The organism is Mycobacterium sp. 3-98, from assembly GCF_035918355.1.
Classification (GTDB): Bacteria; Actinomycetota; Actinomycetes; order Mycobacteriales; family Mycobacteriaceae; genus Mycobacterium; species Mycobacterium intracellulare.
On the sequence record NZ_CP142360.1, the window covers coordinates 3,956,205 to 3,968,814 of the forward strand.

13 protein-coding genes are annotated in these 12,610 nt (G+C 65.2%); 7 read left to right on the forward strand and 6 right to left on the reverse strand.

The annotated features are described in order from the left end of the window. Positions 1-143: 143 nt before the first annotated feature. Positions 144-1,325 carry a phosphotransferase gene (locus QGN30_RS18625; protein ID WP_248923593.1) on the reverse strand — a complete coding sequence of 394 codons (1,182 nt, stop codon included), beginning with the start codon at positions 1,323-1,325 and terminating at the stop codon, positions 144-146. A gap of 101 nt (positions 1,326-1,426) precedes the next feature. On the opposite strand from QGN30_RS18625, the gene QGN30_RS18630 reads away from it, so the two are divergent. From QGN30_RS18630 to QGN30_RS18645, 4 genes are all read left to right on the forward strand, one after another. After that, positions 1,427-2,341: a spirocyclase AveC family protein gene (locus tag QGN30_RS18630; protein ID WP_157742821.1), complete on the forward strand. Its 915-nt coding sequence runs from the start codon at positions 1,427-1,429 to the stop codon at positions 2,339-2,341. Between the two features lie 16 nt (positions 2,342-2,357). Beyond that, entirely contained in the window at positions 2,358-2,525 is a 168-nt protein-coding gene (locus QGN30_RS18635; protein ID WP_157742820.1) for a DUF7156 family protein, read from the forward strand. 56 nt (positions 2,526-2,581) lie between these two features. Further along, positions 2,582-3,466 carry a 3-carboxyethylcatechol 2,3-dioxygenase gene (locus tag QGN30_RS18640; protein ID WP_080749703.1) on the forward strand — a complete coding sequence of 295 codons (885 nt, stop codon included), beginning with the start codon at positions 2,582-2,584 and terminating at the stop codon, positions 3,464-3,466. A 108-nt stretch (positions 3,467-3,574) separates the two neighbouring features. Continuing rightward, a complete protein-coding gene (locus QGN30_RS18645) occupies positions 3,575-4,765 on the forward strand; it encodes a CaiB/BaiF CoA transferase family protein (RefSeq protein ID WP_038535480.1) in 1,191 nt (396 codons plus the stop codon). A gap of 10 nt (positions 4,766-4,775) precedes the next feature. Here the strand turns inward: QGN30_RS18645 and QGN30_RS18650 are convergent, their stop codons facing one another. From QGN30_RS18650 to QGN30_RS18660, 3 genes are read right to left on the reverse strand one after another with little or no spacing between them, the layout of a single operon-like run. Continuing rightward, entirely contained in the window at positions 4,776-6,116 is a 1,341-nt protein-coding gene (locus QGN30_RS18650) for a TetR/AcrR family transcriptional regulator (protein WP_038535478.1), read from the reverse strand. Positions 6,117-6,128: 12 nt separating this feature from the next. Next, on the reverse strand, positions 6,129-6,614 hold the full coding sequence (locus QGN30_RS18655; RefSeq protein ID WP_009953867.1) for a MaoC/PaaZ C-terminal domain-containing protein: 486 nt from the start codon (positions 6,612-6,614) through the stop codon (positions 6,129-6,131). Next, entirely contained in the window at positions 6,611-7,045 is a 435-nt protein-coding gene (locus QGN30_RS18660) for an FAS1-like dehydratase domain-containing protein (protein WP_080749702.1), read from the reverse strand. Before QGN30_RS18660 ends, QGN30_RS18655 begins: the two co-directional genes overlap by 4 nt. Positions 7,046-7,123: 78 nt before the next feature. On the opposite strand from QGN30_RS18660, the gene QGN30_RS18665 reads away from it, so the two are divergent. The 3 genes from QGN30_RS18665 to QGN30_RS18675 all read left to right on the forward strand — a co-directional run bounded on the left by QGN30_RS18665 (position 7,124) and on the right by QGN30_RS18675 (position 10,734). Further along, entirely contained in the window at positions 7,124-8,587 is a 1,464-nt protein-coding gene (locus QGN30_RS18665; RefSeq protein WP_038535475.1) for an aldehyde dehydrogenase, read from the forward strand. A 16-nt stretch (positions 8,588-8,603) separates the two neighbouring features. Next, positions 8,604-9,737, forward strand: a complete 1,134-nt coding sequence (locus QGN30_RS18670; RefSeq protein WP_085289264.1) for an NDMA-dependent alcohol dehydrogenase — start codon at positions 8,604-8,606, stop codon at positions 9,735-9,737. Positions 9,738-9,942: 205 nt separating this feature from the next. Continuing rightward, complete coding sequence (locus tag QGN30_RS18675; RefSeq protein WP_080516395.1) at positions 9,943-10,734, forward strand: SDR family oxidoreductase; 792 nt, start codon at positions 9,943-9,945, stop codon at positions 10,732-10,734. Between the two features lie 30 nt (positions 10,735-10,764). On the opposite strand, the gene QGN30_RS18680 is transcribed toward QGN30_RS18675, so the two are convergent. Both QGN30_RS18680 and QGN30_RS18685 read right to left on the reverse strand, forming a co-directional pair. Further along, positions 10,765-11,268 carry a hypothetical protein gene (locus QGN30_RS18680; RefSeq protein ID WP_011724946.1) on the reverse strand — a complete coding sequence of 168 codons (504 nt, stop codon included), beginning with the start codon at positions 11,266-11,268 and terminating at the stop codon, positions 10,765-10,767. Positions 11,269-11,452: 184 nt separating this feature from the next. After that, a complete protein-coding gene (locus tag QGN30_RS18685) occupies positions 11,453-12,535 on the reverse strand; it encodes a Gfo/Idh/MocA family protein (protein WP_038535469.1) in 1,083 nt (360 codons plus the stop codon). Positions 12,536-12,610 lie beyond the last annotated feature (75 nt).

A 12,610-nucleotide genomic window follows, 5' to 3' on the forward strand; every position in this document is an offset into this window, starting at 1 on the left:
GATCCGCGCGGGCTCGATGGCCGACGACTCTGCCTTTCGGGGCGACTTCAAATCCGTCACTGCGCAACTCCTTTGGCACGACTAATCAAAGATGACAGTTCACTGCCATAGTGTCAATGTGCGGGATCGGATAACGAACGCGGCTATCGGTACAACCGGTTCATCAGCGCGGCGGTGTCATGATCCTGCACGGCCGCGCATGCCCGGCGAAAGGCGGCGTCGGCATTCTGCTGTGCCTGCAAGCCCGGCCAATTGATCGTCATCGCCGTCGCATCCCAGGCCTCGGCGGCAAAGAGGCGATACCGCTGGAACGCGACATCGAAGTTTGGTACGTCTTCTGCTCCACCGGCGCGCAGACCTTCCAGGTACTGCTCGATGAGATCGCGCTCCGCAGAGCGGCGCATCTCCGGTTCCAGGCCGGTGGTCATGAAGTAGGACACCTCCCGCAATCCTGGCCCTCGCCAAACCACTTGCCAGTCAAGTAGTCCGGAACGCCCATCGGCGCACGCGAAGGTGTTGCCCAGGTGCGAGTCGCCGTGCAACAGGGTCAACGGCCCGGACTCGAACTCCCGGTAATACTTAGCTGCATGCGTGTCGAGAGCCGCCGCGACAGCGCGCACCGCGGATGTCACCTCGGGGCGTACCCGGCGAAGCGCACCGCGGCGGCCGCGAGAGTAGAAAGTCGTCAACACGCCGTACCCTGGCCGGGTGCTCCAGGTTCGGACCCAGGACAGATCCCCGACCAACCGCGGGCTCTGCCAGAACCGGGCATGCAGTGTCGCAAAGGCGTCGATCAATCCCTGCGCGTGGACGATGTCGCATGTGTCGGCCAATGCATACGGCCGGGCGCCGGCGGCGACGATGTCGTCGAGAACGATCAGGAATCGCGCTCCGACCCCGGCATGCGCGTACCAGGAGCGCGGGGCGACACCGCCGAGCTCGTCGGCGGCCTCGTTGTAGAAGCGTGCTTCGTTGACTGCCATCCCCAACGCCGCCACCATCGTGCGGTTCTTTGCGGACAGCGGGGTGCTCTTGAGGAACAGATGGTCGGGCAGTCCCGCCGCGCGACCCGGGCCATTCCATTTGACGGCCAGGCGCCGACGGTCTGTCGTACCCGTGGTGCCGTCCAGGACCGAAATGCGCTGCGCGACAGCACCCGGCGTCGTACTCGCCAGGTGTCTCGTCAACCATTCGGTCGTGACATCCGCCGCTGACGACGGGCCGGATCCGGGAAGCGCCGGCAAGACTGCGGCGACAAGCTCGCCCGCCGCGGTGAGGTTCGCGACCGCCGAGCCGGCGCGGTGCCGCAGCGTTCGAGCCGTCATCCAGCGCCAACCTCCAGCCAGGTTCTGGTGACAAACGGAATATAGTAAACTAGGTTACACAGGTAGCCAACCGAATGAACCGCGCTCGCTGAGAGGCAACGATGCTTTTCGCCACGTCACAGCTAGCGCCACCGGCGACCCTCCATCCATCCGGTGTCTGGTTCTTCAACTGGGTGATACCGATCGCCGGCGGCTTATTCATCGTTCTGGCGATCGCCGATGTCATCCGGCGGCGTCGCCTGACGTGGGGGTTTCTGTTCCTGTTCAACAGCCTCGCGGTGTACTGGATGGAGACGATCGGTGACTGGGGCCAGATGCTGTTCTACAGTCCGGCTTTCGCGCAACACCATCTGCTCGAGTGGCTGCCGATCAAGACGCCCCACGATCCGTTGTTCATGCCGTTCGCGTACGCGGTGTATTGGGGAGTGCACGCGATCCTGGTGCTGTGGCTGAGTCAATGGGTGTCCACACGGTTCGGCTGGAGCATGCTCAAATCCATGCTGGTGCTTGCGATTCCGGTCAACTACGTCTGGGACTTCGTGGTCGAGGGCACCGCTACGGCAATGGGTTGGTGGACATACGATCCCGGCATTGGACCCGTTCTCCAGTGGGGCAACGGGGGTCGCATCACGCTGCTCTGGACCATCGGCATCATGTGTGTGTGGCCCAATCTGATCGCCTACTGGGCCGGTAAATCGCCGATTCGCGGCCTCAACCATTTCGAGCGATTCTGCCGCTTGGATCGTTTCACCGTCCCGCGGACCGGGTCGCATCCGACCGGCCACACCGAGAGTCGGGGCGCAACGGCCTTGGCTGCCAGGCAAGCGGTCTTGACCAAACAGCAAGAATTCGACGGTTACCTCAACTACGACGTGGTGATTCCGCGGTGGCGCTTCGAACTCATGCGGCTCGGCGCTTGGTTCATCGTCTTCCAAGTCACCTTCTTCGTCTTCCTGATCATTCCGCTGGTGGTGTTGCGCACCGTGACCGGCGCCGACAGCCCCTACGTTCCGTGATCCGAAAGGAGCCGCGGTGACAAGTGACCGCATGAAAGATCTGGCCGCCGAATTCTTCCTGCCTCCGCAGACCGATGCAGCGCTGCGCGGGGAGACCGTGCGCCTTGTTGCGGCATGCGTGGCGTTCATCGTGATCCTCGGCGCCGTCGTGGCGCTGACGCAAGGCATCGTCATCACGGTGTGATGCCATGGCTGGACGGCGACTCATCTAACATTGGTGTCACTTCAAGCGAAGAGGTGATGAGCGTGACGTCGGAGCGGTTGGTGGTCTGCGCGAGCCATAGCCCGGGCAAGGAACGCGATGTCGAACACGCCTTCGGTCGCCGGTTCCGCTCGGCACTGACATCAGCGGCCGAGCAAGCGCAGAAGTTCGATCCCGACGTCGTCATTGTGTTCGGCGGCGACCATCGTCGGGCATTCCGCCACGTGGTGCCCGCCTTCGGGGTGGCGCTGTCCGCGTCGATTCTGGCCGAGGGCGGCCATCCGGCCGGCGACCTGGATGTCCCGTCCACGTTGGCACGCGAGCTGTGTGAACACCTGCTGTCGGCCGGGTTCGATGTCGCCGCATGTCGCGACATCGGGCTGGATCACGCGTTCGCGCAGCCTGTTCGGGATTTACTCGGGGAGTTGGCGATCAAGCCGGTGATCCCGGTGCCGGTGAACTGTGCCACGGCTCCGCTGCCCAACGGTCGTCGGGTCGCTGAATTCGGCGCGGAAGTCGGCCGGTTCCTCGACGGGATCGCCGAGCGGGTGCTGGTGATCGGCACCGGAGGGTTGTCACATTCACCGCCGAGTTTAGAGGTCGACACCTACGACCTCAGCGACGAAGACCGGGCGCGCATCATCGCCGAGGGTATGGCGGACGCGCGTACCAAGATCCGTCCCGATTGGGACGGCGAAGTGTTGGATGCCATGTCGATTTGGGATGTCGCCGCGTTGGTTCAACTCGTGGACACCGCCCACGCCCGCGCCGGTGCGGGCGCCAACGAGGTCCGGACCTGGCTTGCCGCCGGCGCGGCAGGTGGCGGCCGGCCGGTCACGCCGCTGGTCTACGAGCCGGTGCCGGAATGGATCACCGGAATGGCCGTCGCGGCCTCCCACCTGACCAGTCCAGCCGTCATCTGACACTGCGTACTCACAGATTTCGGTACGTCATGTGCAATTCGAAATTGAAGACCACAAACTGATATCGTTCTTCTGACATCTTCGTCACATCATCCTCGGAGGCACCGCATGACGAATGCCCCGTTGGCGGGCATCACTGTGGTGAGCCTCGAACAGGCAGTCGCGGCGCCATATGCGACCCGCCAACTCGCCGATCTCGGCGCGCGGGTGATCAAGGTCGAGCGACCACAGGGTGGCGACTTCGCCCGTGGCTACGACCGCGCGGTGCACGGCGAGTCGAGCTATTTCGTCTGGCTCAATCGCGGCAAAGAGTCGTTGACCGTAGACATCAAGCAACCCGGAGGCAGACGCATCTTCGACCGTCTGCTGGAGGGCGCCGACGTGCTGGTGCAAAATCTTGCACCGGGCGCAGCGGCCCGGCTGGGATTAGATGCCGAATCGGTTTCCCGCACTCACCCGCAGACCGTTACGGCCACGATCAGCGGGTACGGGCAGGACGGCCTTTGGCGCAACCGCAAGGCCTACGACCTGCTGGTGCAGGCCGAGGCGGGACTGTTGTCGGTGACCGGCTCGCCGGACGAAGTGGCGCGCACCGGAGTGTCGATCGCCGATATCGCCGCGGGCATGTTCACCTTCTCCGGAATCCTCACCGCGCTCTACGCCCGCGCCACGACCGGCGTTGTCCGGCCGGTGTCAGTGTCGTTGTTCGACGCGTTGGTCGAATGGATGTCCCAACCGCTCTACTACGGTCGATACGGTGGAACGGCGCCGAAACGTACGGGTGCGCGACATCCAACGATCGCTCCGTACGGCCCGTTCACGGCGGGCGACGGCGGAACCGTGTTGCTCGCCGTACAGAACCCAGCCGAATGGCAACGGCTCTGCGAGACCGTCTTGGACAGAGCGGATCTCGTCGCCGACCCGCGATTCGCCACGAATCCCGATAGGGTGGCGAACCGCGACGAGTTGGAGGCGATCATCGCTGCGGCGGCCGCGCGGCTGAGCGCTGAAGAGCTCGAGAAGCGCCTACAGTCGGCCGGCGTGGCACATGCCCGGATGAATGATGTGGACCAATTGTGGCTGCATCCGGTGCTCGTCGGCCGGGACCGGTGGCAGGAGATTCAGACACCGGGCGGTCCGGCGGCCGCGCTGCCGCCGCCCGCTGCCTTGGCCGGCGTCGATCCGTTGATCGGTGACGTGCCCGCGCTGGGTGAGCACAGCCGAAAAATATTGTGCGATTTGGGATATTCGATGAAGGCGATCGATGAGCTTGTCGCCCAAGGTGTTACGACCGCATAGCGGAGCCCGTTTACTTCTTGCGTCCGAAGAACCCGCGGCGGATGCAGGTGATCAACACATCGATGAGTTCGTCGTCGTCGATCGGCTCGGGCAGATCGAGGGCCGCCTGCGGCACGCGGGTGACCAGCGCCCGTAAGATCAGTGCCGAGACCACCGGATCGAACGGGTACCGATCCGATCCGCGGATCAGCATCCTGGCCGCCCCGATGTCCATCTGCACTTGTCCGTTCTCGCCGATGCTGACGATCGTGGGATCGTCGGTGGCGCCCTCGGCCCAGGCCTCGATGCAGCCCGAATACTTGTCGTAGAACTCGACGTAGGTGCCCAGCCAGTGCGGCAGCGTAGACGTTTTGCCCACAGGATCCACCTCGGCGATCCGGTCGGCGAACGCCATTCCGGCGCTGTAGATTTCGGCGGCCACGGCAGCGAGCAGATCTTGCTTGTCTTTGAAGTACTTGTAGAACGTACCTCGCGCCACGCTGGCCGACTCGACGATGTCGTCGACACTGGTGCTGCGGTAGCCGCGCGCACGGAATTGAGCGGCGCCGGCATCGGCCAGAGCATTCACCGTGATGACGGCACGCTTACTGAGGCTGGCGGTGCGCTCGCTGACCGACAGCCCCGAAACGTCTGGCGCCGGGGGCACTTCGAGCGCGTCCACGTCAGCCCCCGGGTCTGCGCTGGCATGCAGACCTAACGACGTCAACACCGACCGCGGAGTATCGGGGAACAACATCAGCTGCAGGAATACCGACAGCGTGTCAACCGCGTCCTTGGCGCTGCGACCGTAAGCCCGGTCGGTGTGCACGAACAGATTGAGGCGGTGCACCAGCGCGGTCATCGCCATGGCCGCGACCTCCGGGTCCAGGCCGTTGAGGCCCGAGCCGGCGAGCCGCTCCGCGAGGCGGTGGTTATAACCGCGTACAAACCGGGTGATTTCGGGACGCACCTTGGTGTCCGACGAGGCGATCGCCGTCCACTGCACGAACATCGTGGAGTATTTGTCGAACACCCAACTCCACTCCCCTAGCCACCAGTTCAGATTGTCGAAGCCGACCTCGTCCGGGCCGAGCGGACCGATGCGACGCGCCACCCGAAACAACGCGCTGCCGCATTCGTTGAGCAGCTCCAGGAAGATCTCGTCCTTGCCTTTGAAGTACTGGTACAGGGTGGCCCGGGACACCCCTGCCGCTTTGGCTATCGCGTCGACCGAGGTGTCGAAGTAGCCCACCCGGCCGAATAGCTCCAGCGAGACCTCGGCGATACGGCCCCGGGTGTTGGCACCGCGAGCGCCCACTGCGGGGCTGGAGGGGCCGTAGCTGGCCCGGCGGACGATCGAGGCTTCGGACATAATGTTTCCAGCCTATGGCCGATCCGCGTCACCCGCGCCGCATCGAGCGGCGTTCCGCGGGTTGACGAACTCGGCGGTGCCGGTGATCGCGACGCCGCCCGTCTGCCGGGTAGCGGTCAACTCCACGATCACCCGTTCGGCGTCAGGCTCCGCCGACACGGCGGTCACGGTGCCCGAGCAGGTCAACACGTCGCCCGGCCAGACCTGCTCGCGAAAGCGGACGCCGAAACGGCGCACGCTGCCCGCGCCCAGCCAATCGGTGGCGAACCCGGCCAGCAGCGCCGCGGAGAACATGCCCTGGGCGAACACCGAAGGGTAGCCGGCGGAACGCGCGAGTTGATCGTCGTAATGCATGGGGTTGAAATCACCGGACGCGCCTGCGTAGCGGACGAACATCTGCCGAGTCAGTGGTCCGAACTCGCGGACCGGCGCCTGCACGCCGACACGCAATGCGGTGGTCGTCGTGGTCTGTCCGCCTGCGCCGTCGCCGGGACTCATCGGGGGGCCGTCTCGATGAAGGTGGCTTTGGCCTCGGCGACGAGCGCTCCGCCGGCGTCGCGGTACTCAGTAACCACGGTGGCGAAACGCATCGTGCCCCCACGTTTGCCCGGTTTCGAGTACCGGTCGACGATCCTCTCCCGTGCGGTCAGGACGTCACCGGCCGCGGGCGGGGCGGAGTGAAAGGTGTATTCCTGTTCGCCGTGCAGCAAGCGCTTGCGGTCGAAACCCACGTCAACCCGGACACCGGCCGGGGCCCAGCGGCCTGCGGTCGTCAGGAATGTCGGCGGGATGATCGCGTCAGGACCACGGTAGGCGGGATCGTCGCACAACATGGCCTCAGCGAACTCGGCGACCTTGCCCTGCTCCACGACCAGGTCCCACGGCCGTCCGGAATTACCGTCGGCGTCGTTATCGGACGATGCACTCATAGTGACCAATACTGTCAGAAAAAGTGAAGACCTGAAACTAAATCGTCGCTTCTTAGCCAATGGACTGCTTGTCCAAAGATGACATTGCTGCCAGAATCGGTGCCCATGGTGGAGTTGGCGGCAAGCTATGCCGCAGGCAAATGGGTGTCGGGCGCGCACGCCGGAACACTGGATGTGACGTCGCCGGCCACCGGCGAGCTGCTGGGCACCGTCGGTATTGCCGGCCCCGACGACGTGGGCGCCGCGGTCGCCGCCGCCCGCGGCGCGCTGCAGTCGTGGGGGCGGGTCGCTCCTGCCGATCGCGGTGCCGCATTGGGGCGACTCGCCGACGCGCTGAGCGCCCGCAAGGGTGAACTGGCCGACCTGACCACCGCGGAGATCGGCTCGCCGCGATCCTGGAGCACCTTCGGTCAGGTCATCACCGCGGTCGGCGTGCTGCGCGCCTACGCGTCGATCACCCCGCACTATCCCTTCTCGACCACCCGTCCATCGGTGACGGGCGGCACCGTCGAGGTGCGTCAGCTTCCCGTCGGCGTGGTCGGCGCCATCGTGCCATGGAACACACCGCTGTTCATCGCAGCGCTAAAGCTCGGTCCCGCCCTGGCGGCGGGGTGCACAGTGGTGCTCAAGCCGGCGCCCGATGCCCCGCTCGAATTCGGCGTGCTGATGGAGGCGATCGAGGAAGCTGGACTGCCCGACGGAGTCGTCAACGTCGTCAACGGGGGCGCTGAAACCGGCGAGCTGCTCACCGAACATCCGGGGGTCGACAAGGTCAGCTTCACCGGCTCGACGGCCGTCGGTGCCAGGATCGCAGCGTCGTGTGGCTCCCGAATCCGCCGCTGCAGCACCGAACTGGGCGGCAAGTCCGCGGCCATCGTGCTGCCCGATGCGCCGCTTGAGACGACGGTGCCGGGTTTGGTCGCCGGCGTGATGGGCAACAACGGTCAGCTGTGCGCCGCTCTGACGCGAATCGTGTTGCCGCGCAGCCGCTACGACGAATTTGTGGCCGCACTGACGGCCGCCGTCGCCGAGCTGATCGTCGGGGATCCCGCCGACCGGGCCACCGATATCGGTCCGCTGATCAACGAGGCTGCGCGCGACAGGGTCGAGGGGTTCCTGCGGCGCGCGCGGCAGGACGGCGCCACCGTGTTGGTCGGCGGCGAGCGGCCCAACCGTCCAGGGTGGTTCCTCTCTCCCGCGGTCGTCGCCGCGACCAACGACATGGAGATCGCCCGCGAAGAGGTCTTCGGACCGGTCGCGGTCGTGATCGCCTACGACGACACCGGCGCCGACGACGTCGCTGAGGCGGTGGCCATCGCCAACGACTCCCGGTACGGGCTGGTCGGCGCGGTGTGGTCTGCCGACGCGGAACGGGCGGCGGCGGTGGCGGCCCAGCTGCTGGTGGGTTCAGTGGCCGTCAACTCGACCGCCGTGCTCGACTTCGCCAGCCCGTTCGGCGGATTCAAGCAGTCCGGCATCGGCCGCGAGGGGGGCCCCGAGGGCATCGCCGGGTTTGTCGAGCATCAAGCCATCATCCGTTGAGCCGGAAGGGATTCCAGTGCAGACTCAAGCAGCGGTCTTGTTCGAACGCAACACACCCTGGTCCATCGAGTCCATCGAGCTCGACGCGCCGAAGGCGACCGAGGCGCTGATCGAACTACACGCTTCGGGCATGTGTCACTCCGACGACCATCTCGTCACCGGCGACATGCCGATCCGATTGCCCTGCATCGGCGGGCACGAGGGCGCGGGCGTGGTCAAGGCCGTCGGTGAGCACGTGTCGTGGCTGTCGCCGGGCGACCACGTGGTGTTCAGCTTCATCCCGTCGTGCGGACGGTGCCCGTCGTGCTCGACGGGCCACCAGAGTCTGTGCGACCTCGGCGCAAAGATCTACTCGGGCATGCAGATTCACGACGGCACCGCTCGCCACCATCTCGGTGGCGACGACCTCGCGCTGGCCTGCGGTATCGGCTCGTTTGCCCACCACACCGTGGTGCACGAGGCCAGTTGCGTGAAGATCCCGGACCACTATCGCCTCGACCTGGCCTGTCTTCTGGGCTGCGGCTTCATCACCGGTTGGGGATCCTCGGTCTATGCCGCCAACGTCAGGCCGGGCGACACCGTTGCCATCGCCGGGGTCGGTGGCATCGGCGCCGCGGCAGTCCAGGGCGCGCGGCTCGCGGGTGCCCGCACCATCACCGTCATCGACCCCTCGGAGTACAAACGGGCCGAAGCGGTCAAGATGGGAGCCACTCATACCGCGGCCGACTGGAACGAGGCGAAAGCCGTTGTTGCCGAAGCTACCTGGAACCGCGGCGTAGACAAGTTCATCTGTGCTATGGGAGTCGGTGACGGCCAACTAGTCGGCCAGGCGCTGGCCATGACGGCCAAGCGTGGCCGGCTGGTGGTCACCAACATCCACCCAATGCTGGAACGGGAGATCCGGGCTAATCTGATGGACCTCACCCTGACCGAGAAGCAGATTGTCGGAACCCTCTACGGCTCGGGCAATCCCCGTGCCGACATCCCTAAGATCCTCGAGTTGTACAGCGCCGGGCAGGTGGACCTCGAATCCATGGTCACCCGCACCTACCCCCTGGAGAAGGTCAACGACGGCTACGCCGACATGCACGCCGGCGCCAATATCCGTGGCGTACTGATTTATCCGCCTGCCGAGGGATCACTCGGCTGAGGCAATGCGGTCTCACATACGAGGTCCGCTGGGCACGTGACCGGACGATCTGGCGGCACATCGACCGAGTGCAGCGTGAGAAAGGAAGCGAGATGTCATCTCCTCGGCTGAAGTGCGTGGACACTGCCGGGACGCTCGCGACCGCGGGATGGCTCTGGGGAGGAGCGACGTGATCAGCAGACGTCTGGCAGGCAAGGTGGCGCTCGTGACCGGTGCAGCCAGAGGACGGGGTCGAAGCCACGCGCTACGTTTGGCCCGCGAAGGCGCAGACATCATGTTGGTAGATCTGTGTGACAACATCCCTTCGTGTGACTATCCGCTCGCCACTAGCGAAGACCTCGACCGCACCGCTTGCATGATCGAGAAGCTCGACCGACGAGCGGCGGTGTACCGCTGCGATGTCTGCGATCGAACCGAAATGGAGATCGCAGTCGACACCGCGGTACGGCAACTCGGCGCGCTCGACGTCGTCGTCGCGAGCGCCGCCATCGCCCCAACTCGGGCGGAAGCCCCGATCGCGGCCTTCATCGACACGTTCGACGTCGACTTTCTCGGCGTGGTAAACACTTTCAGCGCCGCGATGCCACGTTTGAGCGAAGGCGCGTCCCTTATCGCTTCTGGTCCCTCATCGTCGGCGCAAGGACCTCTTCACGATCGGCCGCAGGGACCGGGCGGGGCGGCGTATGAACTCGCGCAGTCGATGGTTTCGCAGTATGTGCAGATGCTAGCTAAACAGCTTGCCCCGCTTGGTATTCGGGTGAATACCGCCAGCGGTTCGGAGAACGGCTACGACTCTGGCTACGCCGGACGGCTGTATCGGCCCGTCATGCTCGACGTTGATCGCGTTGGCGCGGCGTCGCTTTCCACCATGTCATGGCCTGTTACGACCTGGGCTGACACGGATGCGTCCGCCGCGGTGGCATTCTTGGCGGCGGACGAATCGCGAGCGATAACCGGCCGGCACGTGACGGTTGATGCCGGCTCGTCCCTCAACTAACCCGACGACCGGGCGCTACACCCGCGCGGCTCAGGTCGACGCCACCCAGTTGGTAATCGATGAGGTGAATGAGGCACCCAGTTTGGCACGTATCCACGGCGGTAGATTTTTTGGCATCGGTAACGGTACCGACCGGGCGCCACGCGCCTCGAGCAGTGCCTCGTACGCGGCGGTATCGCCGCCGAACGGTTGTCCCTCACCGGCGATGAACCCATACAGTTCACACCCCTGCGGGCCGGCCTCCCAAGGTCCGAATACGTCCCCCCACTCAAGCATGATGTGCGTGCCTGCGCGGGCGACCACGTCGCCGCAGCGGATCTCGCCGGCCAGGATGAAATTGCTGTGATCGCCGGTGTGACCGTGCTGCGAGGAGATGGCCCCCGGGTCCCACTTGTTCCAGAACGCGAAGTACCGGGGAGACAGCTCAATCCACTTCTCCCATATCGACGCCGTACGGCCATCTGCGAACTCATAACGCAGCATCTCCTCAGCCGGTACGTCGTCGAGATGCTTGATCGACGGTCCGCCTCTCATTGGGCACTTCCCTTCCGCTACTGATTACGTCCCGACTACAGCCCTCTGCGCTTGACGATCAATCACATCGTCGGAGCCAACGGCAGGCGATCACGACGTTGCAAGCCGCGCCGTTGTTCACTCTTGACGCAGTTCATTCGGGTCCCGCCACCGTCGAGGTGAAGCCTATTTTTAGTCGCACATCTCAAACCTGCACCTGCTCCCACCCTCCACCTTCGGCGGAGCGGTGCGCGGCGTCGATCACCGCGAGCGACAACAGCCCGTCCTCGAAGGTAGCCGCGCCGCTGGGACCACCGTCGAACGCGGGCAGCCAGTCCTGCAGCATCAGCGCCATAGCCCTGCTGGCGTGACCCGCCAGGCCCCCGGGCAACCGCTCGGGGTGCGCGGGTTCGCGTTCATCCACCGTCAGGGGACTCAATCCCGCATCGGTGGCGGCGCCGAGGCTGTATGCCGCGGAACGCAAGTCGCCGTCGCCGATGATGGTGCCATCGGAGCCGAACAATTCGAGGCGGTAGTGATCGGCGTGGGCGCCCATAACGGAGAGGCTCAAAATGACGGTCACCCCCGACTCCATACGCATCAGCAGTGCCGCGGTGTCATCGGCGGTGACCGGTAGGGTCCCCCCGTCGGGCAGTTCGCGGACAGGTTCGCTGGTGCGCACCTCCGCGCACACCGACACCGGGCGGCCGAGCAGGCTGGTCAGGAAGTCCAGATCGTGCACCAGCATGCCGGCCAGATAGCCGCCGCCCTGCTCGCGGTCGTACATCCAATGTGCCTGCAGCGGATGACTCGGATGCCAATACGACGCGCTGCGACTGACCCGGGCGAGGTACTGCGAACCGAGAAAGCCCGAGCGCACCTTGTCGGCGACTGCCAACCAGTCCGGGTTCCACCGGTTTTCGAAACAGCAGGCGGTGGGCAGCTTGGAATCGGTCGCAGCACGCACCATGTGGCGGGCCGCTTCGAGGTCGCCCGCCAGCGGCTTCTCGCACAACACCGGCTTCCCCGCCGCCAGTGCGGCGATCGTCATTTCGTGGTGCAGCACGGTGGGAGTCGCGACCGAGATGACGTCTAGGTCGTCGCGGGTAACGAAAGACTGCCAATCGGTGGAGGTCTGTTCGATGCCCAGTTTGGCCGCCGCACGCTCCAGCCGATCGGGTGTACGCGCACAGAGCGCGACGGGCTCGAAGCCCTTCGCCGCCCGGAAACCGGGCACCTGCACACGTGCGCCCCACCCGACGCCGATGATGCCGACCCGTAAAGTCATGTGCTCTTCTCCGTTCCTCCGTTTGCAGTGACACTAACGTTAGATAACTCGTGCCGCGAGCGAACAAATATTGAG